The organism is Polaribacter cellanae, from assembly GCF_017569185.1.
Lineage (GTDB): Bacteria > Bacteroidota > Bacteroidia > Flavobacteriales > Flavobacteriaceae > Polaribacter > Polaribacter cellanae.
In genome coordinates this window covers 1853378-1877913 of record NZ_CP071869.1, presented here as the reverse complement: position 1 = coordinate 1877913, position 24536 = coordinate 1853378, and the positions used below count along the sequence as shown (strand labels likewise).

Annotated in this window: 30 protein-coding genes and 1 tRNA gene; 11 read left to right on the top strand and 20 right to left on the bottom strand. The window is 37.7% G+C overall.

Annotated features, from left to right (window positions below; translation table 11 throughout):
• The first annotated feature begins 3 nt into the window (after positions 1-3).
• From J3359_RS08360 to J3359_RS08335, 6 genes are read left to right on the top strand one after another with little or no spacing between them, the layout of a single operon-like run.
• On the top strand, positions 4-591 hold the full coding sequence (locus tag J3359_RS08360) for a conjugal transfer protein (protein WP_208080232.1): 588 nt from the start codon (positions 4-6) through the stop codon (positions 589-591).
• A 2-nt stretch (positions 592-593) separates the two neighbouring features.
• Complete coding sequence (locus J3359_RS08355; RefSeq protein WP_208080231.1) at positions 594-1436, top strand: hypothetical protein; 843 nt, start codon at positions 594-596, stop codon at positions 1434-1436.
• An 11-nt stretch (positions 1437-1447) separates the two neighbouring features.
• Positions 1448-2071, top strand: a complete 624-nt coding sequence (locus J3359_RS08350; RefSeq protein WP_208080230.1) for a conjugal transfer protein TraK — start codon at positions 1448-1450, stop codon at positions 2069-2071.
• Positions 2052-2987: a conjugative transposon protein TraM gene (gene traM, locus J3359_RS08345; RefSeq protein ID WP_208080229.1), complete on the top strand. Its 936-nt coding sequence runs from the start codon at positions 2052-2054 to the stop codon at positions 2985-2987. The genes J3359_RS08350 and traM overlap by 20 nt, the downstream gene beginning before the upstream one ends.
• A 23-nt stretch (positions 2988-3010) precedes the next feature.
• Positions 3011-3865 carry a DUF4138 domain-containing protein gene (locus tag J3359_RS08340; protein WP_208080228.1) on the top strand — a complete coding sequence of 285 codons (855 nt, stop codon included), beginning with the start codon at positions 3011-3013 and terminating at the stop codon, positions 3863-3865.
• A 7-nt stretch (positions 3866-3872) separates the two neighbouring features.
• On the top strand, positions 3873-4235 hold the full coding sequence (locus J3359_RS08335) for a hypothetical protein (protein WP_208080227.1): 363 nt from the start codon (positions 3873-3875) through the stop codon (positions 4233-4235).
• Here the strand turns inward: J3359_RS08335 and J3359_RS08330 are convergent.
• The 19 genes from J3359_RS08330 to J3359_RS08240 form a co-directional block, all read right to left on the bottom strand.
• Positions 4232-5383: a hypothetical protein gene (locus J3359_RS08330; protein WP_208080226.1), complete on the bottom strand. Its 1152-nt coding sequence runs from the start codon at positions 5381-5383 to the stop codon at positions 4232-4234. The genes J3359_RS08335 and J3359_RS08330 overlap by 4 nt on opposite strands.
• Before the next feature lie 4 nt (positions 5384-5387).
• Positions 5388-6638 (bottom strand): type II toxin-antitoxin system HipA family toxin, encoded by a 1251-nt coding sequence (locus J3359_RS08325; RefSeq protein ID WP_208080225.1) that lies wholly within the window; start codon positions 6636-6638, stop codon positions 5388-5390.
• Between the two features lie 5 nt (positions 6639-6643).
• Positions 6644-6931: a helix-turn-helix domain-containing protein gene (locus J3359_RS08320; RefSeq protein WP_208080224.1), complete on the bottom strand. Its 288-nt coding sequence runs from the start codon at positions 6929-6931 to the stop codon at positions 6644-6646.
• A 179-nt stretch (positions 6932-7110) separates the two neighbouring features.
• Positions 7111-8691, bottom strand: a complete 1581-nt coding sequence (locus J3359_RS08315; RefSeq protein ID WP_208080223.1) for a type IV secretory system conjugative DNA transfer family protein — start codon at positions 8689-8691, stop codon at positions 7111-7113.
• Positions 8692-8696: 5 nt separating this feature from the next.
• The gene (gene mobB, locus J3359_RS08310; RefSeq protein WP_208080222.1) at positions 8697-9728 is read right to left on the bottom strand and encodes a MobB family relaxase; all 1032 of its coding nucleotides are present in this window, start codon (positions 9726-9728) and stop codon (positions 8697-8699) included.
• 11 nt (positions 9729-9739) lie between these two features.
• On the bottom strand, positions 9740-10120 hold the full coding sequence (locus tag J3359_RS08305) for a BfmA/BtgA family mobilization protein (protein WP_208080221.1): 381 nt from the start codon (positions 10118-10120) through the stop codon (positions 9740-9742).
• 429 nt (positions 10121-10549) lie between these two features.
• Positions 10550-10747: a hypothetical protein gene (locus J3359_RS08300; RefSeq protein WP_208080529.1), complete on the bottom strand. Its 198-nt coding sequence runs from the start codon at positions 10745-10747 to the stop codon at positions 10550-10552.
• Positions 10748-10758: 11 nt separating this feature from the next.
• On the bottom strand, positions 10759-11139 hold the full coding sequence (locus J3359_RS08295; RefSeq protein WP_208080220.1) for a DUF6876 family protein: 381 nt from the start codon (positions 11137-11139) through the stop codon (positions 10759-10761).
• Between the two features lie 78 nt (positions 11140-11217).
• Positions 11218-11562: a single-stranded DNA-binding protein gene (locus J3359_RS08290; protein ID WP_208080219.1), complete on the bottom strand. Its 345-nt coding sequence runs from the start codon at positions 11560-11562 to the stop codon at positions 11218-11220.
• Between the two features lie 811 nt (positions 11563-12373).
• The gene (locus J3359_RS08285) at positions 12374-12781 is read right to left on the bottom strand and encodes a VOC family protein (RefSeq protein ID WP_208080218.1); all 408 of its coding nucleotides are present in this window, start codon (positions 12779-12781) and stop codon (positions 12374-12376) included.
• Between the two features lie 11 nt (positions 12782-12792).
• Positions 12793-13098, bottom strand: a complete 306-nt coding sequence (locus tag J3359_RS08280) for a DoxX family protein (RefSeq protein WP_243766006.1) — start codon at positions 13096-13098, stop codon at positions 12793-12795.
• Positions 13099-13171: 73 nt separating this feature from the next.
• The gene (locus J3359_RS08275; protein WP_208080216.1) at positions 13172-13675 is read right to left on the bottom strand and encodes an SRPBCC family protein; all 504 of its coding nucleotides are present in this window, start codon (positions 13673-13675) and stop codon (positions 13172-13174) included.
• 10 nt (positions 13676-13685) lie between these two features.
• Positions 13686-14096: an SRPBCC domain-containing protein gene (locus J3359_RS08270; protein ID WP_208080215.1), complete on the bottom strand. Its 411-nt coding sequence runs from the start codon at positions 14094-14096 to the stop codon at positions 13686-13688.
• Positions 14086-14412, bottom strand: coding sequence for a metalloregulator ArsR/SmtB family transcription factor (locus J3359_RS08265; protein ID WP_208080443.1), 327 nt, complete (start codon positions 14410-14412; stop codon positions 14086-14088). The genes J3359_RS08270 and J3359_RS08265 overlap by 11 nt, the downstream gene beginning before the upstream one ends.
• Before the next feature lie 301 nt (positions 14413-14713).
• A complete protein-coding gene (locus J3359_RS08260) occupies positions 14714-15550 on the bottom strand; it encodes a DUF932 domain-containing protein (protein ID WP_208080214.1) in 837 nt (278 codons plus the stop codon).
• A 17-nt stretch (positions 15551-15567) separates the two neighbouring features.
• On the bottom strand, positions 15568-15729 hold the full coding sequence (locus J3359_RS08255; RefSeq protein WP_208080213.1) for a hypothetical protein: 162 nt from the start codon (positions 15727-15729) through the stop codon (positions 15568-15570).
• Positions 15730-15992: 263 nt separating this feature from the next.
• Complete coding sequence (locus tag J3359_RS08250; RefSeq protein ID WP_208080212.1) at positions 15993-17780, bottom strand: ParB/RepB/Spo0J family partition protein; 1788 nt, start codon at positions 17778-17780, stop codon at positions 15993-15995.
• Positions 17781-18073: 293 nt separating this feature from the next.
• Positions 18074-19066: a nucleotidyl transferase AbiEii/AbiGii toxin family protein gene (locus J3359_RS08245; RefSeq protein WP_208080211.1), complete on the bottom strand. Its 993-nt coding sequence runs from the start codon at positions 19064-19066 to the stop codon at positions 18074-18076.
• Positions 19059-19667, bottom strand: a complete 609-nt coding sequence (locus J3359_RS08240) for a DUF6088 family protein (RefSeq protein ID WP_208080210.1) — start codon at positions 19665-19667, stop codon at positions 19059-19061. The genes J3359_RS08245 and J3359_RS08240 overlap by 8 nt, the downstream gene beginning before the upstream one ends.
• Before the next feature lie 162 nt (positions 19668-19829).
• Here J3359_RS08240 and J3359_RS08235 point away from each other — a divergent pair, with 162 nt between their 5' ends.
• From J3359_RS08235 to J3359_RS08215, 5 genes are all read left to right on the top strand, one after another.
• Positions 19830-20936, top strand: coding sequence for a helix-turn-helix domain-containing protein (locus tag J3359_RS08235; protein ID WP_208080209.1), 1107 nt, complete (start codon positions 19830-19832; stop codon positions 20934-20936).
• A gap of 633 nt (positions 20937-21569) precedes the next feature.
• Positions 21570-21746: a hypothetical protein gene (locus tag J3359_RS08230; RefSeq protein WP_205334768.1), complete on the top strand. Its 177-nt coding sequence runs from the start codon at positions 21570-21572 to the stop codon at positions 21744-21746.
• A 257-nt stretch (positions 21747-22003) separates the two neighbouring features.
• Positions 22004-22498: a Pycsar system effector family protein gene (locus tag J3359_RS08225; RefSeq protein WP_208080208.1), complete on the top strand. Its 495-nt coding sequence runs from the start codon at positions 22004-22006 to the stop codon at positions 22496-22498.
• Between the two features lies 1 nt (position 22499).
• Positions 22500-23486 carry a hypothetical protein gene (locus J3359_RS08220; RefSeq protein ID WP_208080207.1) on the top strand — a complete coding sequence of 329 codons (987 nt, stop codon included), beginning with the start codon at positions 22500-22502 and terminating at the stop codon, positions 23484-23486.
• Positions 23479-24153 (top strand): hypothetical protein, encoded by a 675-nt coding sequence (locus J3359_RS08215; RefSeq protein WP_208080206.1) that lies wholly within the window; start codon positions 23479-23481, stop codon positions 24151-24153. The genes J3359_RS08220 and J3359_RS08215 overlap by 8 nt, the downstream gene beginning before the upstream one ends.
• Positions 24154-24293: 140 nt before the next feature.
• Here J3359_RS08215 and J3359_RS08210 read toward each other — a convergent pair.
• A tRNA-Leu gene (locus J3359_RS08210) sits at positions 24294-24375 on the bottom strand.
• Between the last annotated feature and the right edge of the window lie 161 nt (positions 24376-24536).

Sequence of the window (24536 nt, the reverse complement as noted above, 5' to 3'; positions counted from 1 at the left end):
AATATGAAGACAAAATTCAAGACACTTTTATTTGGGTTAATCCTTTCGATTACTCTTTTATCACCCAACGGTACTACCGCTCAGGGAATGCCCGTTTATGACAATACTAATTTTATCAGCCTGGTCAAACAACTGATAGAATCCGGAAAACAGACTGCCGAAATGATTAAGTCCGTAAAATTCCTGAAAGATGCAAAAGAAGCCATCGAAAAGGTATCAAGCGTGGTACAACAATTGAGAGCGGTCGAAGAAATCGGTCAGAACAATCAGAGGTTGATTCAGGTGATGCAGACCGACCTGCAGGATATTCTCAATTCACCCTACATCAAACCAGATGAAGTTGCCCGCGTTACTGAATCCTTTGAAGCCATTGTTCAGAATTCATTGGATACGGTAGATTTCATCGATGAAGTCCTATCGAGTGACTATCTAAAAATGAGCGACGCTGAACGTGCTGAAGTATTAAAACAGAAAGAAAAAGAATCCCAAGAAATGATTTCTAATATCACCACCAAGACCAGACGGTATAGAGACATCATTTCCTTTAGAAAGATGCAGGACAAAATCAATAACAGGGAAACGGCTTATTAAAAATGACTGCGGCAATTCTTTTATCGTTCGGATTGGAATACGTTGATACTGTATTTCAGACAATTCAAAACAGTAGTTTCTCGCAATATACCATTGCGGGAATGAAGACACTTGCCGTATTGTTTTTTCTCATCAACATTCTCAAAAAATACAATGAGGGAATAGCCGATAAGGACGGCTACACTTGGGGGCTGAGTCCGGGCGAACTTGCGAAGAATTTTGCCATTGTGCTGTTGGTTATTTTTTCGACGCAAGTGCTCGGATTCTTTGATGGTATTTTGGTGGCCATTGAAGGCCAGTATCGAGGGACTGCGCCAGCACTATTGCCTTTACAAATGCAGGATATTCCCATAGAGGAAGAGGTAAGCGTGATAGAAGTTGCCAAAGCAGCTATGACTTTGTTATACGAAGCTCTTATCACTCCACTTTATGGCTTTAAGACTATTGCGTTCATCCTGGGGATGATTCTATGGTTGTTGGACTTGTTCATCTATCCACTTTTTCTGGCTGAACGTTTCTTCCTCTTGGGCATAATGCAGGCTTTCTTCCCGTTGGTCATAAGTTTGGCCGTTTTTGAAAAGTTTCGGTCGCTCGCCTATAATTTCTTTAAGCTGTATGCGGCGGTCTATATGCTCGTTCCAGCATTTTTTCTGGTCAACATATTCGTGAATGCCATTTACACAGAAATCAATACCAATTTCTGGACCAACCTTTTCGGAACGGACGTTGGAAGTGGATTCTTTGCGCCAGTAGTTCAGCTCGGTTCTGTCGGTTTCATCGTCTTTTTGAAATTCAAACTGTACCGACGTGCTACCTCATTCACACTAAGACTTTTTTCCAACTAATTACAATATCTATGAAAACACCATACAAGGATATTTACAAGGTTCTAAAACTGAATCGGTTTATCGTACTGGCGGTTGTCGTATTTGCATTCTTGTCCAGTTCAATAGCACTATGGATGGCCTTTTCTGCCAATAAAAAAGTGCTGAATAGTGCTTTTGCCATCAATACGGATGGTAGTATCATCCCACTTAAGCTCGTCACACAAAAAGAGAATTTCAAAGTTGAGGCTCTTGCCCATTTGGAACTCTTCCATACCTATTTCTATAATATTGATGCCAGCAATTACGAAAAGAATCTGGAAAAGGCACTTTGGCTGGGCAACAGCTCTGTGGACAACCTCTATCGCCAAAAGAAATCGGATGGTGTATATAACCGACTGTTACAATATTCCTTGGTACAAAAGGTACTGAGCATTGATTCTAAAATCATTGAACAAAATGGCTCTTATGGGTTTAGAACTATGACCATTTTTGAAATCAATAGAGGAAGTGTAGTCGATACTTATGAGCTGGTTTCTTCCGGAAAGCTGATTACGGTGGACCGAAACTTTCCCAGCAATCCGCACGGCCTGTTGATTACTGAATATTTTGAAAATACCCTTAAAAAATTGACTGATGAAAGTAGAAAAGAATAAAATAGTATTTGCTGCGGTTCTGGTAGTGATTTTCATTTTCCTCATAGCCTATTCAATGATGATAATGGGCGATGACGAGACCGAAACTGAAAACCTAAACCAGACCTTGGTGCCAGAGCTGGAGGAAAATCAAAAGGAATATAATTCCAAACTGGATGCCATCAATGACCTCAAGAAAGTCAGGGAAACCAATGCACCGAGCATTTATGATGAAAAACTCATTGATTCAACAGGCGTTTACAATCCGGATTTGCCACAACTTGAAAAACAGCGTGTGGTGGATAGCATCTACAAGGCCAATAGGATTGAATATTCCGAAAGAAGAGCTCGTACATCGACAAGAAGAAAACGTTCTCAAAATGTCAAAACAGAGGTAGATTCTACTGAAATTTTACGCGAACAAAAAATACAGGCCAAAGAGCTTGGTCTCGAACACCAACTCTTTTTTGCAGCTGACCCAAAAATCAATGAACATACTGTTCTTGGAAACACAGATGAGACCATTTCTGTGGTTGTCGATGGTAACCAAGTGGTCCAAGCCAACAGTCGGCTGAGGATGCGATTGACCAAAGCGGCAACCATCAATGGAAAATTAATGCCGGCGCACACACCTGTTTTTGGCTTTATCAGTTTTCAACCCAATCGTGCTCTGATCGAGATAGAAAACATCAATCATCATCCCACCAAACTCAAGGCATTCGATTTAGAAGACGGCAGCGAGGGCATTTATGTAGAAAATAACTTTCGTGACGAAGTAAGCAAAGAAGTGCTGGATGACGTCATCAGCGACATCAACATTCCATCTGTTCCACAAGTGGGCGGTATTACACAGGTCTTTAGACGTTCCAATCGAAGGGTTCGAGTGACCATCCTCAACAACTACAGATTAATCCTAAAACCAAAATATAGCCCATAATGGGCATTTAAAAACCCACTCTTATGAAAAAGATTATTATCATTTTAGTTCTTGTAGTTTACCCTTTCGCACCTCGGTTTTGCTCGGCACAGGTTATAGCTCAAACAAATCAAGTTCTAGACACTATCTATGCGAACGACACCAAAAACGTTGCCCTGTTCTTTCCCAATCCCATACGGCAAGGGCTTACAGGTTCGGATAACTTCGTGTTTACCTTTAATCGGGAAAAAGAACAACATTTGGGACTACTGCAAGCCAAGCCCGGAAAAGAAAGCAACCTACTGGTAATTAATAATAATGGCTCAATTTTTTCGTATATTATAGCCTATAAGGCAGAACTTTCAAAACTCAATTATTTTATCCCCAGGTCAAGTAGTATCGGGAATGAAAATGGGTCGGTTGATGAGACTTTGGGCATAAAGCATACACCTAAAACACCATTGGGCAAGGTTCAATATTATGAGAGGTTCTGCTCTTATTTATTGAATATCCAAAGTCGTGTTGCCCTGAAAAGAAAGCGTAATGATGGTGTCGTGTTGAGTCTTGAGGAAATTGTTTTTGATAAGGATGAACTGTATTTTGTTATCGAGATAGAGAACAATTCTTCAATGGATTATGATTTGAACTTTTTGAATCTATCCCTTGAAGCTCGACAAAAAGGCAAAAAGAAGTCTTTGCAACGTATATGTAAAGAACCTCTTTTTCGGTATCAAGTGCCATCAAGAATCAAGGAAGGTTCTAAGGCCAAACTGGTTTATGTGATGCCCAAGTTTTCCATATCGAATGAGCGTCGGGCAATTTTGGAACTGAACGAAAAAAACGGGGAACGCAACATAAAACTGAAGATACCGCATAGGATGATTAACAACCCAAATTGATTGGATTATGAAACATATATTTATTTTCACTTTGCTCATTTCATTTCTGTCTTGTTCAGAAACTAAAAATTTGACACCTGCTGAAACTGCCAAAGTCGTAGCTCAAAGCTTTTTCACAAAAGACAAATCGGCACTAAAGGCGCATACTACTGAAGAAGGCTATGCCAGCCTGGTCGCCATCCAGGATATGATCCCGACGCCTGAGAAAGAAGTTACCGTGGAAATTCTGGACGAGAAGAAGGAAGGCGAGAATACTTGGGTAAAGTACAGCACTTCCTATGATGGAAAGCCAGGTATTTTCAAGCTTGTAAAAGAAAACGGGATGTGGAAGGTAACTTATAATGGTCCTCGGGATAAAGGGCCGTTTTAAGCCTCAACCTCTAAACCTGCAATAGTCTTTTTAAATGCTTCAACATCTTTGAAAAAAGCACTTCCGATTTCCAAAGCTTTACGATAATAGGGCAGAATCATTTTTGGAAAACTTCGTTTTTTATAAATGTTTTCTTCGGTGTCCATTTTAGTTTTACGGATATCACCAAACTTTAGAAGTAATTGGGTGGCTCGGACAATCTCATTTGCATTATTGCGTTCAACCACCTTGTCTACAAGGTTGAAAAAATCGGCATTGTTTTTAGTTATATCATCTTTGTTTTCAAAACGCTGAAGTTGTTCATCGATTTCAATATCCTCGATACGGTCAAAATACATATTGATATTATGACCAGCCCAAAACTTATATTTTTCATCATACCATATTCCCGAATCGTGCCATTTTCCATAAAAATTGACCGCATTTTTGATTCTGAACCCCTTTAGCCCTTCTGAAGAACCAAGTATTGTGACCTCGCAAGGGTTGGGAAAAGAACCATCAACCATTTTATCCTTTTGGTACGAGTTGAATATTTCCCAATAAGTATCCTTGAACGTCTGAAATAGGTTGAATACTTCTTCAAGTTTTGGGTAAAAGAATTCCTCGATATCAAAGGATTTTTTTAGTACACCTTCAATATTCATTGGTTCAGAGTCGTGCATTACATAGTCCCCATCTTCGATCGAATAAGCAGAATGAAAAAAAGTATTTCTAATCTCTTTAAAGTGGTTCTTTTCGTAGAAATCAATTAGAATAGTTTTTTCTGCGTCGGCCAAAAGCTCTAATAAAAACTCTTGCTTTTCACCGATACCTAACAGCCTCTCATACTTTTTTGTTTTCCAAAACAAATATGAGGAACCTTTGTACCCAAGTTTGATTCTACAAAGACTGCCAAGAATATTGTAAAAATCGCTGTTCTCAAAAAAGGTTGAATAAAGTTGCAAACCCATTCTAGCTTTTTCCTTTTCTTCCAACTCATTGAATAGTTTGTAATAAAATGGAATAGCATCAAACCATTCCATAAGATTTGAGTTCAAGTTTGCTGAACTTATACCCCTGTAATTTAGAATTGTCAGAACAACGTCGAATTCACTTCTTGCCATTGCTTCTGAAAATAAGCTCTTAAGTTCTTCGGATGGTGTAGTCATAACTTTAAAATTTAAACGCCCCAGCCATTAATTCTATTTCCGCATTCTTAATCCCGATTTCTTTTGCGACGGCTTTCCAGTTCTTTATTGCCAAAAGCACTTCATCTAAAATAGTCTGCATTTCTTCTTCGCTTAACCGGAAATATTCGCCAACGCTTTTCGCCAAATCAAAGTCCAAGGCATTATTGTCCATATCGATATTTAGGGACAGGCCATCTTTTTCTATGGATGGATTTATGTCATAGGCGGGTGATAGTATCCAACCTTTGTCCTTTAGAATGAAGCCGTGGTTACGTAAATGGTCATCCGTATTTGAGATGGCAATATTGAACACGATGCGTCGCCATAGCTGGTGCAAGTTGGTTTCCACATCAACCCCATAGTTCTCGATAAATTCCACAATCTCAAGATAGCTGGGTACAGCATCTTTAATGGTATCTTCAGTATTGCCGGTCATTGTCATTACAGAGGCAAAATGAATCCGCTTGTTGTCTTCCCTGTCAAACCGTTTGGTCAAAAAAGTATGATACTGGCCGCTAATCCTTTCTACCTTGGATTCTGCCATATCTATTCCTGCGGTTGTGGCCAATCGATATGCCAAGAATTCCCACAGCGCTTTATCAACGGTATCTGTTTTGGATGGAAATTTGGCTATCCATAAATTTTTTTGGGTATCAAAAACATTGGCCTTTGGCCTTGCACCACCCAACGAGGAACCTGGGGCAATCAAGACGGCAATCCATTTTCTTATCGCTTCATCTTGAGCATCACTTTCCAACTGTTTGGCGGCTTCCTGTAAATCGCCCAAGGATGACCAAGGTGGTGTTGGTGTCTGGGCATCGTTATCCAAAAACGGACCTTCTAAGTCTGTCTTAAAGCGCAAAGCACCCATTCTGCTTTCATCATAAACCCCAAGCAAATAATCTATTTCATAGAGTGTACTTGCCTTTTCATTGTTTGCACGAGCATCTTGGGCAGCCCTACGTTTCATTAAAGTCTTACCCCAAGTGTCTGGCATACTATCTAAAAAGATTCCGAAGTTCTCTTTGTTAGTAGGATATTGTGGACCTGAATAAAATTCTATATCTGGGTCTAGCAATCGTTGTGCATCAGTCTTTAACCAATCTTTATTATACTCAAAACTGAATGCCTTTTTCCCTTTAGCAAAGTGAGCGGAAAGTACACCTACCAAGGTTGGTTCCTCTAAAGCTGCCCAATCGGCAAATACGTATATGTCAAATTTTCCTCCAGCCATCTTTTTTATAATAAATCAAGGTCTTGTAATTTTCTACCGAATTCATCATCTACTGCTAATCTTTTAAAATCGTCTTCTAGATTCAACACTCTGAAAACATTAAAATAAGAGCCTATAGCAACAGCAGGGTCGCCCTTTTCTATTCGGTACAATGTAGTCCGGTTAATACCCGCACGTTCTGAAACTTGTTCAGCCGTGAGCTTTCTTCGCTTTCGTGCAAGCTTTATATTCTCGCCCAAATGCTCAAAAATTTTCTGGTATTTCGGTAAAAGAACTGCTTTCTTAGAATTCATTTTGTTGCATATTTACCACAAATTTAATATTATTGTTGATAATATACAACATTGATAGAAATTTTAGTAATTCTGTCTAGTGTTTTTAATCAAAGACATCCTTTGGAAATATCATATGTGCTTCGGTTTCAACAACTAATTACACCACCAATTACACTACCCGTTACACCACCTTCAAATTATTTAAAAATCGACCTCGCCTCCTCATAAACTCTCTCAAAATTTGCCTCTAAATCAGCCTGAGAAAATGGTTTTGATGCTCTCGGTAGTTCTCGTTGAATGTTCGCCAATTTGAACTGAACTTTCTTATCCTTTCCATCAGCATAGGTAATAAACTCCCCTTGCTTTAATCTAAAGAACACATCTGCTCTAATTTTTGGGATTTCCTTTTCACCTGTGGTAATGCGTGTATCAAAATCAAGGTTATGCCCACGACTAATACTCTTCGTTGAGTCTTTGATGATTTCAAAAAAGCGTTCGTAATATTTAGCGGTATCTGGGTCGTTTACCTTACCGAAAAACTGGTAAGAAAGATTACTCAATATTGCTTTACTCGCCTTATCCCCGTACATCATATCGTTCTGAATTTTGTCTTGCATCACATAGATGGTAGCAATATCATAGCTTCTCAACGTTGCAGGAATGCGATGCATATTCAATAATCGGATAGTAGGCGCTTCTTCCATTAGCAAGAACGACGAATTAGAATTTCGCACGCTCATTTGTTTGGTAATGGTGTGAATAATGGTGGCAATCACAGGCGAATACGATGTTTCATATTTCGGATTGTTTACTACGGCAATGATGGCAGGATTATCTTTGCTATTAATATTCAGTGGTATTTCGTCTGCGGACAATGCCATAAAAATACGTTGTGTACTAATACGTTTTAGTGCATTGGCCAAGGTGCTTTTAACGCCAGCTGTCTGCCTATCGGAATCCTTTCCACTAATAAAAGCATCTGCCATTGCCCTCGATGTGGTATTGGTTTCCAAAAACTGTATAAGACTGTCTGTGTCCAATAGTTGATAAATAGCTATTAGATGTGGAAGGGTACAGTATTTAGGGTAGTCGATTTTCAGTTTCCAAATCAAACCGCCTATCAAACCTTCAGCAGCATCGTTAAAGAATTTTGTTGTGCCGGTTGTTCCCGATTCCCTTTGTTCCAAAAGGTTTTCAATCATCACCCTAGACACTTCGTTTACGCTTTCCTCGTTCTCTAAATACTGTGGTGCAATAGGATTTACCCTGTGTATGATATTATCAAAGGAAACGACCTTAAACGGGATATCGCTATCCTTGAAAAGCGGATATGCCATTTCGGTCAGCTCAAAATCCTTGTAATCGTGAATGATTCCGCAAAATTCCTCTTTCTGGAAGTGCTTTAAAAAACCATAAACCACACTTTCGGTTTTTCCGCTTCCGGCGGATCCGATGACGGATGCGCCACGTTTAATATTATCTAATTTGAAGTTTCCCTTATTAGTATAAAAACTGACCTGATATTTAGTATTTCCATTTTGTGCGTTTTCAGTTTTATGTAGAAAAATATACAGTCCTGTATTAATTAGCATAAGAGGACAAACCAAATACAATAATATCGATACTAATTCATTTCCTTCAGAAAGATAGAATACAAGAAATGAAAGCATTATGATATTTAAAAGAAAAGCATATTTGCTTACTCGAAACATCGCATAAAAAACAGTACTGGCTAGACCAATAATTAAAAGTATTGTTATGACATTATCTATCTGCATATCAATTAGATTCCGATTGAACTTGATTTTATGGCCACTTCTGCACCACGTCTTAAACGTTTGAAAATTCGAAGTGCAATTTGTGCTTGACTAACTGGAATACTTGGAACGATTGGTAATCCCGTTTTTGTAATCATTTTGAAAGCCAATGCTTTCTCGTTAGCTGGTAATTTCATCAAAACAGCAAAGTAGAGTTTGGGATTTTTCACAAAGTCCTTTCGTGCCTTATAGGTCTCGGCAAAGTTTCGTTTATATCCAAAAGTCTTGTCAAACGTCTTTTCGGATTTCGCAAAAAATTTATCTCTGTCAAAACCTCGTTTTACATTCTTACCGTGCATTTCAACTTCTGAAGCTTTGTGCTTACTTCCTGGGGAAAGACTAACCGAATTGGAAGCATCCTTTCTGCTCACGATGATATGGATATGACTTTGGTTTCCATCCTTTCGCATTCCCTGGACAATCCGTTTTCCATTTTGTTGATGTGGGGCTTGGCTTTCAAGTCTGGTAATTTCTTTTTTCATTTTTTTAATATTCCCTTCAGCTCGCCCTTCTTGAATATTTCGAATATCCGTTTTGAGCTGTAATATTTTTGTAGCGAATGGCTGGTTTTCTTTTATCTGAAAATCTGTTCCTTTAAAGGTGCGTTGATGCTCTATTTTTGCAAAATATTTTATGTCCTTAATTGTAATAGGTCGCCCATTTATTTCACGATTGAAACTGGCAACATAATCCTTCATAAGCTCACGAGTGTAGGTTTTTAAATCTTGACTATTATTCTGAAGTTTACGCAATTCATATTTTGAAGGACTGACTGTAATTGAATAAAATTTAGGTTCTTTCTTTTTTAATTTTGCGGTGTTTCCATCAATCTCTTTTACCACTTCTTCAGCAGAAATCTCATCCCCATATTGATTGAAAAAATGTTCCATATTCTGTTGTTCCAAACCTTGATTTTCTTTCTCTAAATACCCCACAAAATCCGCTGAACTTTGTGAATAATTGCTACCCAATTTTTGAGGTGTGATTGTGATGTACATAATTCAAAAAATTAGAGTTGATTACTTGTATTTTGCTTTTCGTGAAAGCGCACTTCTTTCTTTTCTTCGGCATATTTCTTTTCTACGATTAGCGGTTTTTTGGTTGGTTCTTCTGTTTCAAAAAGGGATTGAATCATTGCTACCGTAGGTTTGGTTTGTGTCTTTTCTACATCTCGCATTATGGCGATAACCGCATTAATTCTTTTTAAGAGTTTGGCTTCGATGGTGCGTCCCGTTGGACCTAATTTTTCTTTTGGGGAAATCTCGTTGTAGAAGAAAAAATCGAGCATCGTGGACATTGCCTCGGTGTGCGATTTGAAGTATGTGCGTGAGAATGTTTGGAAACGTTTTGCAGTTTCTTTTTTAAATCTAATTCCAGTAAATGAGTCCATATTTCGCCGATTTGTCGCAAAACTTTCCCTAAAAATGGGCGTTCTCAGCCCGTTTGTCGCAAATCGTTGATTGTCAGGAAATTAAAATATATTCAAATCGCTGGTAATCAGCTATTTGGAAACGAAAAGGAATCCGAAACATCGCAAAGCGTGTTACCCTCTTGCTATTCCTTTTCGTCACGCGCAAGCGTGACAAAATCCATACAATCTGGTTAAAAAACCGATTGCCGTTTTAGGAAAATAATTTTCCGATATGTTATTTTTCGATGTATAAGGGTATCGGCGAAAGTCAAAAATTGGATAACCTTACTTTAATTTGTGTGCTGAATTTCAGCATTGTAAAGATACATTTATTTTCTTGAATTGAATATGAATTGCATACAAAAACACCTCTAACATTAGAGGTGCTTAAAAACTAACTTTAGGAAATTAGATGTTGAAAACGAAGTTGTATGTGTATAGATTCTTAATCATTTCTTCGTCTATCAACTTGTTATAATCTGCCCCAGTTTCATCAACATATTTTTGAATAGATTCCCCAAAAAGATGTATAACGTGTTCTCTAGAAACCTGAAAAAGTTCCTCTTGTTTTTCCTCGCTCAAATCTTGAAATTTAATGTAAATCATAACCTCAAAATTTAATATTCGCTAGGTAACATCAGCGTGTCATTTACAAAAAATAACCGCAGTTCATCAAGCGGAAAATCAGTTGTACGATAGCCGTGTTTTTCTAAAATATTGTCGTTACCGTCGGTGTAAATTATCTCGGCTTCGTAGCCTGTAAAATCCTGCTTTTCTTCAGATAATCTTTTGAAGTCTATGGTTACAAATTCGCTTCTGCTCATCAGACTTTTTGCAATTATGGAAGTGTCTGTAATAAGCCAAAAACATTCGGCTACTTCCGACAAATATTTCAATCCATCGGTAAACCGAGTTTTAAGAAGTGGTATTTGGTAGAAGAAATTTGTACCGCCAAATGTCTGTAAATTTTCTTTTATTTCGTTAACTTGTGCTTTCATTGTTTGTGATATTTAAATTGTGAATAATGGAAAAAGAGGGCGCATCTTTCGAGAGGAACGCCCTCTTTAATTTTAGGTTTACTTATCGCCTTTACCTCCAAGTAAAAGGATTTCATCGGCTACAACTTCCGTAACATAGCGTTGGTTTCCGTCGTCGGTGGTATAGGTTCGGGTCTTTAACTTTCCCGTGATTCCCACTTCTTTGCCCTTTTCAACAAATTTCTCAACGATTTCAGCCGTCTTTCCCCAAGCCACTACGGTATGCCAATTAGTGTCCGTTTGTTTTTCGCCTTTGCTGTCTTTGTAATACTCGTTTGTAGCGAGTGAAAAGCGGGCTACTTTCTTTCCGCTTTCAAGGTTCGTAATGGTTGGCTCTTGACCAACGTTTCCAATTAACTGTACGTGATTTCTAATAGTACTCATAACTAAATGGTTTTAAATGCCCTTTACAGGCTTGATTAATATTTCCCTTTTCAATTCAAATTAAATTTTAAGGGGTGTTTGTTCTTTTCTTTCGTGCACCGCACAATGGATAGAGTGGGTTTTGTCAAGACTTTTAGGGAACAAATCAGGTGTGTTTGCGACGTAGTAAAATCCTTGGATTTTCAAGGAAGTAGATTCCTTATTTTTCACTAAAACTTTGTACAGTCTTGACAAGTTCCATAAGGGCATTAGGAATTCTTTTAAATCCGGTTACGATTTGAGCGTACCGACAGTTAAGCGAAATGAGTGGCTGGGTTTAATTTAGAATTGGTTATGCACTGCCTGTTTTTCGACGACCCGAAAAACAATAAAGGCTTTATCCATTATAAACCCCTTAAAATGTGTAAGACAGCGGTTTGGTTTTTAAGGATTTTCGAGTGAGGGCTCAAGAAGACCGCACCGAAAATCCTGTTAAGAAAACCGAAGTGATGGCTTTCCGATGAAAAGCGGACTTAATTCACAATTTCAGCTCGGGAAAGAAGTGTTCCTTTCCAGGGCACCGGGAAGGGTTAACGGAATGGAAAGCTGAAATTGGGGATTGTGTCCAAGATATTTGTAGTGAAGCGCTTTTCCCGAAATGAAGTGGTTGCCTGCCTTTTTCAGCAGGCAGGCGGGGAATGTAGGGGAATGTGCTGAGGGGGTCGCGAAGTTGAATTTGCCCATTATCTTTGAAGTTCAATTAAAAGAAAAACGGTTTAGATTCGCACCTAAACCGCTATTGCTTATACACGTCTTTGTTGTGGGCAGTTTTTTATTCCGTTGGCATTTTCGACATATCCATATAGAACATTTCCCAAGTGTGTCCGTCTAAATCTTCGATTGTTCGTTGTTGCATAAAACCGTAATCCCTTAATTCGTTTGGTTCATTTCCGCCTGCCCTTAATCCGTTTTCCAAGATTTCATTCATTTCATCCACACTATCGGTAGATAAAGAATAAAGTCCGGCAATATTTGCTTTTGTGTCTGCAATTGGCTTGGTGGCAAAGGTTGAAAACTTTTCATGTGCCATCAACATTACGAAAATTGTATCACTCCAAACCATACATTTTGTGGTGTCGTCTGAAAATTGAGGATTGTTTGTAAATCCCAATGCTGTGTAAAAGTCCATTGATTTGTTCACGTCTTTTACAGCTAAATTGATAAAGATTTGTTTTGCCATTTTTTCGATTTTTAGTTTATTGTTTGAATTTTGTTTTTGTAATGGTAAGAAAGTGCAAGTATGCCCAAGAAAGCCAAAGGCATAATCATATAACCGATGTTTTTATCTACACAAGCGTGACTTATGAACGCAAAAATAAGTGTGAACGCAAGCCCTGAATATGCCCATTCTTTAAGCTTTTCAGGTGTTTTTGGGTAACCAATCGCAATAACTCCAAGGACTTTTGCTATCGCTAAAGCGTATGCGAAATAATCGGGATAGCCCAAAGCTTTTGTTCCGATTGTCATATACTCTGGTGCAAAAATCCAAGTACTCATTGGCATAACGGCTTCCCAAAGAGCTATGATGATGGTAGCCGTCCAAAATATGATTTTGTTCTTTTTCACTATCTTAATTTTTAAAGGTTGATAACAATTTCGCTAAATGGTTTAATGTTGCTGTAAATCCTTCTTTGAAGCCCATTTGTATGTGCATTTCTAGGTCTTCAAGTTTTTCGTGCTTTATGGAAATCTTTACCGTCGTAACTCCTTCCGTTTCGCTAAAATCCAAATTCCATTTTGAAGATGGCATTTGTTCATTAATGTTTTCGTCCTTATCGGCAAAAGCGTCTTTGAATTGGAAATTGTCCTTGGGTGAGATTGAAGTAAAGTCTTGAATTGACCAATGTTCCTCGCCTTCGGGTCCAACCATTGCGTAAAATCTTCGTCCGCCTTCTTCAAAGTTCATATACTTTGTTTTTGATTTCCACGGTTGTGGTGCCCACCATTGGTCAAGGATTTCTTGTTTTGTAAAAGCATCCCAAACCATTGGTTGGTCTGCATTAAATTCTCGGTTTACAAAAACGGTACTTGTTTTTTTGTCGACAGTAAAGTCGAATAACAGATTATTTTTCATTTTTTTTGTTTTAATTATTCTCGGTATAGGTTTTAAAATTGTTGAGGATAGCTTGCCATCCTCCCTTTTGCATTTCAACGGGATTGTCCTTTTCGGGTTCAAAGAGAACCACGATTTCGGTTTGGTCATTTCGGTTGTGAAATTTTACGTTGGCCGTCCTACCTCCAAATTCATAGGTAAATTCCTTGCCCTCCGCTACTTTGGTGTAGATGGCTTCAAAATCAAATCCGAAACTTCCATCCTTAGCTTCCATTCTTGCTTTGTATTCCCCTCCTACCTTTAGGTCATTGGAAGCTTTCGGGCAATGCCAGGATGGGTCTGCAAAGTTCCAATTGACAATGTGTTTTGGGTTAGTGTAGTAATCCCAAACTTTTTTCACATCTGCTTGTATGGTTGTAGATACCTTAATTTCATTTTTCATTTTTTTTATTTTTAAGAGTTGATAATAAATTGTCCAATTGTCCGAAGCGGTTTTCCCAAATCTTTCTGAATTGTTCCAACCATTTATCGATTTCTTTCATTTTATCGATTTTTAGCTCGTAGTAGATTTCTCGCCCTTGTTGGTTTGCCTTGACAAGGTCACATTCGTTCAAAATCTGAATGTGCTTTGAAATGGTAGGTCTGGCTACATCAAAGTTTTCGGCAATTGCTCCTGCTGTCATAGTCTGAGAGGTTAACAGAACCAAAATAGCTCGTCTTGTAGGGTCTGAAATAGCTTGAAATATGTCTCTTCTCAATTTCATTATGAAGTTATTTGGCTACAAATATATATGAAGCCATTTAACTACGCAAATATTTTTTCAATTTTTTTGTTTGGATGTTAAAATTATGTAGCAAGGGTTGATGTTCGTAGGCTCGCTTAAATTGGGGATTGTGTCCAATATATTTGTAGTGAAGCTCTTTTCCCGGAATGAAGTGGTTGCCTGCCTCTTTCGGCAGGTAAGCGTGGAATGTAGGGGAATGTGCTGAGTGGGAAAGTAAATGCTTGTGATATATTTAGTCATCCAGTTTAAGGTACTGGACAAACCTTTATTTAATTTATGCCATAGCATAGACTTCATCAAACAGCTTTTTATCCAACCGTTCTTGTTGGCCGAAGCTTTTCTTCAATACATTATGAAGTATAGAATTAAAGGCATTGTAACCCAGCCAAAGATTCGGTTCTTCATTAAGCAACAAGGCTTCGTAGTTCAATATTTTAATGACTTCACGAGACTTTTTTGAAGGGTCGCTATTCTTGTCGCTACACTCGTATCTGAATAGCTTTGTCTTATCGAGAACTGCTTTTACAAATTCCTGAGTGTCGATGATTTTAAATTCCTTCATCTTATCGAATTTCTTGGTAATGGTGTAGAATTCATTGTCCAGAAACTTATCGAAAAGATTATTTAGTCTCGGCATTATAAGATGTGTATTGTTCTTACTGTGCTTAATCGAAAACTCGATTTCTGCTTGTGAAACGTGCAGACCGTTTGAGCACACTTCTCTATAAAATCCAAAATGACCAGAGGTCTTTTCACTACCGTCATACGAGTTTTTAAACCGAAGCATCGGTAATATCAAGTCCTTATCATTTTTAACCGTAAACTGGCTTTTATCATCGATGATAAAGTCGGTAATGAACGACCTATCATTTTTATTGATGGTGCGCTTGTGAAAGTTCAGTTGGGCATCGGTCAGCATTTCCTCAGCTTTCTTGAAGAACAGTTGATTCGGAATATGTCCGTAGCTGTTCGAGACCACATTGACGATTTTGCCATTTGATATGATGGCATTTTCAAGCCCTCGTCTGGATTCCATCTGTGTCAGGCTTTTTAAGGATTTCATTTCTGATGGAATAAAGATTTCATCCTGTTGCAAATTTTGTAAATACATAGCTTTTGAATTTTAGATTAAACATTTTGTAATAACACCGCATAATAGATTGGATGTTTTTCTCTGTAATAAGCCAAGTGGCTTTCTGCACTTTCAATGGTGTAATTTTCTTTACTCGATTGATAATGCATTTCAGCCTCTTGTGGCGAAATTTTAGGTTTTTCGGATACTCGTTTCATAATGATATATTTTGATTAAACAATATTTGAGCAGTACCCAAACGGAAGCTAAAATCTCAGCTCAAAAGGAAACGGAATAAATGAGAAGAGGGATGAGCGCAATGGCTTTATGCCGTAGTCTTTTGATGGGTGTATTTTACGAGTTTATCTTTGCGCTAACTATTGATTGATAACCCTTTCCTTGCGAATACATTCTTTTAGGCACTATTATTAAAAAGAAAAAGGGCCAGCACGAATGCCGACCCTTCTTCTAACAACAAAAGCTAATCGTTGAATTCCTGAATTTTCTTTTCAAGAACTGTGATACGCTCTTTCAAACGTGCTTCACGTTTGTCCCTCTTTTCGGCATATTCCTTCTCAATGTCAGCAATCTTGGATTTGTAATATCCTTGTAGCGCATTATAGAATGAAATGTTGGTCAAGTTATTGAGGTGATTGCTTTCGCCAAAATGCACTTGCTTGGTAAGCATATAGCGTATCAGTTTGTGGAAGATTTCTTTTTTGAACTTCTTCTTGAAATTGTCAACCATTTCAACTTTGGTCATCTTGGACGTGTTGCCCAATAGCTTTGAGAAATACTTTTGTTGGCTCATATAGTCCACATTATTTTCAAAGAGCGATATCGAGAATGCCACCATTTCGTCTGTCGAAAGTGTTTTCTTTGTATTGATGTATTCGGTCTCACGAATCACCTGAACAACTTCTTCAAAATGCTTGTTGTTCTCTATTTGCTTCTTACGGATTTCCCTTTCGTTGATTTTCACGATTTGTTCTTCAGGTGTACAATCCACCATTTTTCTATTGGCCAATGGTGCTGAATAATCAGTTACTTCATCTTTTGATTTCTTGATTACCTTGACAAACACTTCCTTGTTCTGGTAGGTCTCAGGATGGAATACGATACCATTTACAAATCCATTGTCCGCTGCTAAATTGTAATTTTTCAACTCTTCTTCGAAGTTCTGAATTGCTTCCTTAAATTCAGCCTTTAATTCATCTTCTGAATAATCGTAATGTTGATATTCTATTTTGATGGCCTCAATTGTTGGCTCAATTGGATTTTCGATGATTTCAACATCATCCAGTAAATAGACCTTCAAGCCATTCTTTTCCAACTGTGATATAATGAGCTGATTGTTTTCGTCATCTGCCCAATACTGTCGTATTTCGGGAATCAGAAGTTTATTCTTTTTCTTGGATTTTTCAATCAAGTTCAAGAACGACTTGCTTTTCTTCGTTTCAAAACAAGCTGCTTTAGTACAGACCATTTTACTCTCGCCAAACAGATTGCCTTGATTGGCTGCATTGAAAGGACATTCTATACAAGACCCAGCTTTCGGCACCAACTTCTTATCAGTTACATCAAAAGGTGCCTTTTCCAAATCATAGGTTTGGTCTTTTATCATCCTGTTAATTTGGTGTGCATTAAAATTTATGCCCATCGTTTCCAACATCATCTGTTGTTCCTCTGGTTCAAAAAGTGCTACACCGACACCTAACGAAATGGTCATTTCACCGCTACGAACATAATGCTTAAAACCTTCTATCAAACCTGCCAACTTCAGACGTTGTCTTATGAAATTGTCCGTTCTTCCCAAACGCTTTGCAATTTCTGAAGGCGAGTACTTATCGCTCAGATAAGCAATCGCTTCGGCCTCTTCGGTCGGTTCTACGTCCTTTCGTTGCAGATTTTCAATGATTTGAACTTCGAGGACATCATTGTTCTCATAAGTTCTTACGATGCAAGGAATAGTTTTCTTGTTCGCCATTTTGCTTGCGCGAAATCTTCTTTCGCCCATTACGATGATAAAACCCTTTCCAGATTTCCGAACCGTTATCGGTTGTAGGACGCCGAATTCCTTGATACTATTTGAGAGCTGTTGTAGCTGTTTCTCATCAAAGGTCTTTCTCGGTTGCTTAGGGTCAGGCTTGATGTTGCCTATTGGAAGGTTCTCGATTTGAAGTGTCGGCACTTTCTTTCCGTTCACTTCTTTCTTGGCAGTAGATTTCGTTCTACTGCGCTTCTTTGTGGTACTCGCTTTTGTTGTCATAATACTCAAATTTTTGATTAAACAATATTTGAGCAGAAACCAAACGGAAGATAAAATCTTAGCTCAAAAGGAAACGGAATAAATAAGTAGTGGAAGAAGCGTTGGCTTTATGCCGTAGTCTTTTGATGGAAGTATTTTACGAGTTTAAATTGCGGGTATATTGTATGATAATAAACTCTCTCTAAAACACATAATCCAAAAATTTTGGTTAAAGAATGTTATACTTCTTTAGGGTAAATAGGGAAGTGAAAACCGAATTAAGAGAAAATATATTAGGCAAAACGTTGACAATACTACCAATCCAGCCCTCTAATTCTTTCCTGCAATTGCGTTAGGCGTTTTAGAATAGCATCCCAACTTAGGGATTCGCCAACAAACATATTTTCTTGCATCACATTATAGTCATTCTCATAGTCTTTAATTACTGCATCTGGCGGGACTATTTGAATCAATTTTGGTTTGTGACTGGCATAATTTACACCTTTTAATGGCGAGAAAGTACTTCTGTGCTCTGCGATGTGATAAAACAATTCTTTATTTTTTAAAGCTCTTGTTGCGTGTTCAGTATCCATTAAACGTTCTAAATCATAGAGATGCCTACTTAGTCTATCTACTCTAATATTGTTTTTTTGCCATTCTTCGTGCAATAGGAAGATTTTTTCCAGAAACGTTCGTTGTGGTTCTACCGTTTTTACTGGAAAGGTTGGATTGGCAAAAGTCTCGGACGCAAACTCTCGGTCCACGAGGGATTGTATAGGTACGTCCTCACAGGGTTCGCGAAGCGACCTACAACTGATTTCCAAAAGCACCCTTGGTCTTAGATAATCGCTTTGCTTTGTCAATGGGTTATAAGTCACATAAATACGTAAGGGGTCGGTATCCGAATCTTCAAAAGGCTCAACACCTAACGATGCTATTGGAAGCTTCCTTTTCTTTATTGCTTCAGCAAAATTTCCAACTAATTCAGTACTGATAAAGTGGGCACTTTTCTTTCTAAGTTTCTTGATTTGAGTTCTGGACAATTCCCCACCCATATCAAAAAAAGCTCGGTCAACAGCTAAATCTATATCTTCGGAAAACCGTTCTATCAAGCCATAACCTTTACTCAAAGAAGTTCCGCCCTTAAACACAAAGGCCTCTGCATAAGACAACGAAAAAACAATGCGAAGCATTTCGGTGACCCACCAATCTTTTTCAACAGCAAATGCCGGAAGTCCGGTTCTTACACCTGTTTGGGTGAAAATTCTTGTTTTTTGTTCATCCGTAAGGCCTATAAAATCACTCATAATAGTATCGAAGTAAATCCCCCAAAATATCAGCTATCCACGATGGCGCAAGTTTCATATCGTGGTATAGGTTTTCTGGCTCTTCTTTTTTCAGTTGTTCTTTAATCTTAATAATTTCGTCTTGTGACACTTTTTCTTTTCCTATTTCCTTTAGTGCCTGTATGGCGAGACCACTCAGTCTTCCCTTGGCTGCCAGATTTTTTGGGCTGGCCTTTTTAAACTTTATTTTACGTTTACCGATGCTAATTGTTCGAGGCGAGCCATCAGTTAGAAAAACGGCATTCAGCGGAACTTGTGTTGAAAGTCCTAGCAGGTTTAAGGCTTGGATTCCTGTTGGAATGATACGTGCATTATCTCGAAGGGCGATTTCTTCCGCGATAGTTTCAATATCGGGATAAAGCACCCCTAAAAGTTCATCTCGTTCGGGATATAGGTAAATACCGCGCGCCAAACGTTCCAGAAAGCCTTCATTGGTAAGTCGCAATAAAGATTTCTTGGTGTTTTCTACACCATATTTAATCTCAAAGTCTGACGGCAACACTATCTTACCCCTGTTCCCTGCTTTAATTTCGTCCTTTATTTTCTCTTTTATTGACTTCAATCAATTTATTTTGTCCCAAATATATACTTTTTTTGGGACAATTAACCTAAATAGACCATTAAATAGAATAATAATACACACAATAATAAACAATATTATATTTTTGTGTGTGTATTGATAAATTTCGTATCTTTGTAAAAAGTTGAACTAACACGTTTAAAAATGGAACTTGGAAAAAGAATAAAACAGTTACGGCAAGATGCAGGTCTATCCCAGCAGGAATTTGCCGATTATACGGGGTTTTCAGTTTCTTATATCCAAAAATTTGAAGAAGGAAAGCGAGAAATGAAAACAAACCATTTAATACGTTTTTCTAAGGTTTTAAAATTAAAGCCATTCGATATTATAAATACCGAAAGTACTAATTTGGAATATCGCCCTGGCGATAAGTCTGCCTTTTCAATGACCAATATTGAGTATCGTGAAAAACAAGAGTCGCATAAGGTCTTTGAAAATGAAATCATAGAAAGTATTTCGAGTGATTTCTTTAACATTATAGAACTGGAAAATATAATGGACGATAAAATCAAGTTCAAAAATCCAGTAGAGAATATTGTGATAAGCAAAGGCACCGATGTTGAAGATGCAGTTAAAGTAATTCGTAAAAAATGGAAACTTGGGAAAAACCCAATTTACGATGTGATTCATCTATTGGAAAATAAAGGTGTTAAAATCTTTGAGGTTGAAAAGCCAAATAGTTTTGTTGCGTTTTCGGGTTGGGCAGGTGAAGTCCCTATTATTGTCCTTAACGCAATAAATCCAGATGTAGCTAGAAGGCGTTTTACCACGTTACACGAACTGGCTCATTTAATTCTTGATTTTGATATTGATGACCATAAAAAAATCGAACGCTTTTGTGACCATTTTGCAGGAGCGATGCTTCTTTTTGAAGACGTACTTTATGACCACTTTAATAACGAAAGAAATGGAATTACTCTTGAGGAATTAAAAAGTATCAAAGCTGCATACGGAATATCCATTTTGGCTATCATAATTCGTGCGCTTACCCTCAAAATAATTGATTGGGACACCTATCACTCGTGGAAAGAAAAATATGACCAATGGCGAGAAAATGATGACACTTCATTTGGTGAGTATAATGGTGTTGAAAAGCCAAAACGGTTTTTTAGCCTGTTGGCCAAAGGACTAAATATGGATAATCAAGAAGGTAAGTCCCTTTTGTCGCCAACGAAAGCGGCAGAATTATCGAATATGACTATAAAAGATATTAATGCCAGATTTGGCGGAAAAAATTTTATGCGAAACTAGATGTATATATTCAGCGACATAGAATTATTGCTTCTGTTGGACAGTCTAAGAATATTGGACAGTTCAACAGATTCATTTTATGTTACTGAAATGGCTCTGGAATCAACTTGTTACGATTACGTGCAACGCAATCATTTAAAACGGTTGGTTGAAGAAGGCAAAATAAAAACATATTCGCTCGAAGGCGAATTTTTTAAGTTTTGCTGCAAGGAAAGTATAAAGTTCGGGGGATTACAAATTATGGATTTCGCCGCTATTTACTATTGTAAAACTATAAATGGCGTTCTCGTAGAAAGAAATGATATTATAAAAGAGTGTGCCGAGACTAATGGGGTAAATGCCCTATCGGTCAATGAAATATTGAGCACTATTGTTAAAGAAAAAAGTATATGGAATTTATAAAAGCACTATAAAAAAAGCTGATATCTATGTGATACCAGCTCTATTATTTACTTTAAGATAAGATTGGAATATTATCTGTAAAGACTTTGTTTTAAGCGACACAAATATACCGTTTATTTTGGTATTTACAAGTCTTCCGCACACAATCCTCCCTTTCCTTTTAGAGTAAGTAATAGTCAGCTACCAATTGGTGGCACGCACTATTTGTATAATTTTTTAAATCAATTTGTTATGGCAAAGAACAAGCCGTATGGCGACAATGCAAGAAAAGGGGCAGTTAAAAACCGTTCCCAAGTTCTAAACCCAAAAACTGGGCTTTACGTTAAACGAGATTCCAACTCTGGAAGATTTATGGATGTAAAGACCAGCGGCGGAAAATTCAAAGGCGTTACTGATAAAAGTAAGTAGCACTTCAGCGAAACCCAAATGCTGTGAACTTGGGCTAATTTAAATTTTGAGTATGAATTATTCATTTCAAAATGACAAGTTGAGTCTTTGCGAGAAAGACACTTGTCTTCATTTAAAAGGGGATAACGCAAGAGTTATTTCCACAATTCTTACTGTGGTAACATTTGTTGCGGCTGTTTCGGCCATTGCAAAAGCTATCAGGTAAACAACTAGGCTGGCTCTTAGGGAATCAGCCTAGTTATTAATCAAATTTCGCTATGGAAAAAGAAAGACTAGAATACACAATGACCCGTTTGGACCACTATTACGATAGTGTGAATAACAAAACTGCGGTATATATCGCCATCAACACCTTTATTACTGGTGGTTCGATTACGTTGCTAACCCAAATCCAAGACCTTCTAGATAAGGAAATTTGGCTCTTGATATTGTTGGCTGCCATCATTGCTTTCGGCGTGGGCAGCCTAATACTATTGGCATTGGCAAGTATGCCTTATTTATCGCCCAAGACGGAAATAGAGTCGTTGTACTATTTCGCCAGTATTGCGGAAAAAAGTGCTCAAGAATTTTTTGATTTATCAAAAGAGCAAGGCAAAAAAGGGGACAAAAAAGATTTGAGAAACCAAGTGTATGTGCTTTCAAAAGGCCTGAAATCAAAATTCAAAAAACTAAAATGGGCTTGTGGCCTATTAATCATACAATTTGTGCTATTGGCACCCTTAACCTACATATTAATTAAAATTACCTCATAAAATGAACTTATTTGAAGACTACAAAAATGTAATTAAAAAAGCGGTCGAGAACGACCCTACAAAATCAAACAGAATTCTTGGGCTTAGTGAGTCTGCGCTAGAAAGCAATCGTGAGTACCTTAAATCATTAAGGAACGAGCTACCAGGCAGGGAACTATCATCCGAGATGAAATTGTTTGCCAAAGGAATGGGTGTGCCTGAGACTTTCGACTACCAACCCTTAGGAAGCCATCCAGATTTTGCTTACCTAAAGGGTACTGATTTGGTTGAAGAACATTGGATTATTTCAGGTTTTATAGACGTAAAGAAAAGCACCAAGCTATTCAATAATTTCACTAAGGCAACGGTAAGATTGATTACCGAAAGTATCATCAGAGCATCAATGTTTGCGGTTAACCTCTGCGGCGGATATGTCCATCGTATTCAAGGTGATGGCCTAATGGTGTATTTTGGCGGAAAGAATATCGAAAAGCTTAAAGCAGTTGAAGACGCGCTAAAGTCTTTTTCGATGATATCATACTTCGTTAAAAATGACCTAAAGGACTTTTTTGAGGAAAATGGCATACAAGATATTCATACCAGGGCTGGGCTGGATTTAGGTCATTCGAAACAGGTGGATTGGTTCTATTCTGGCATTGGGGAATCAGGTGAAGTTACTACTTGTAGCCTTCACACAAGTCTTGCACCTAAAATGCAGAGCAATGCCAAAAACAGCGGAATAGTTGTTGGACACAACATAACCATTCAGCTGAGAAAAGACAGGTATTTTGAGCAGCGAAGTAAAGAAATACACGACTATGAGGATGGACGAAAATACTACCAATACAATTTTGATTGGGAAAGATATCTAGTTGACAATAAACTAGCCGTTCAAAACGATATGGGTGTTTTAGTGCTTACCATTAACGTTACACCTGACCCCAGTAGAAATAGCAGAGATTTATACCCAATAGCCTCAAAAAGCAAACCCTACTTTAATTATGGCTAAAAATGCATTAAAGAAAGATGTTGATGGCTTTCTAAACAAATATTTTTCATTTGAGAAAGTTGAAAGTCCTAAAACCGGGTATTTAGCTCTTGAGGGTAAAATAAGTGTACTCGACAGAAATGATAAACTCTGGGGGCAGTTTGAAATACTCATTTTAGTCAATGAGAAAAACTACCCGTACACCATACCAATCGTAATTGAGAAGACAGAAATAATTGAAAGGGATTGGGATTTCCATATTTCAAAAGAAGGCGAATGCTGCCTGAATATACCCCATAAACTACTAAAATTAAAAAAACGAGGAATCGTTTTTGAAGATTTCTATAGAGAGGTCATATATCCCTTTTTCGCTAATTATCACTACAAAGTAGCAAATGACAAGTACGCCAATGGCGAGTACGAACATCACTTTAAAGGTATTGCTCAATTTTATCGGGAAGAATATGGTCTTAAAGATTATGAAGACATTATTGCGCTGCTTGAAATAACCATTTCCGGAATCAAGCATCAACCGAATAAGCAATGTCCGCTATGTGGTGGTCCAAAATATAAGAAGTGTTGCCGTAAGAAAGTTTATAGTTTGCGCGCATATGGTCTATACCGGTTAGAACGTGATTTAGCTTTATTTAGGGAAAACAGCCTTAAAACTGAGAGTATCTCGGTATAAAATCTAAGTTCAAATGAGGTTTAGTATCAAGTGATATCAATTTATAGCAAGTAATACCTACCTATATAAAATGCTAAAATGTTGTACCTATGTTGTACCTAAGCATAAAAAAAGCCTAGATTTTCATCTAAGCTTTTTCGTACCTCGGGTGGGAATCGAACCCACACACCTTGCAGTACCGGATTTTGAATCCGGCGCGTCTACCAATTCCGCCACCGAGGCATTAAATTTCAAATCTGGATTTTGAATCCAGCGCGTCTACCAATTCCGCCACTTGAGCAATTTTAGAATTTTCACTTAAACTTTGAACTTTGAACCAATTTTAAGCGAGTACAAATGTATTAAAATATTTTATTTTAAAGTCAAAAAATTAATTTCAAAGT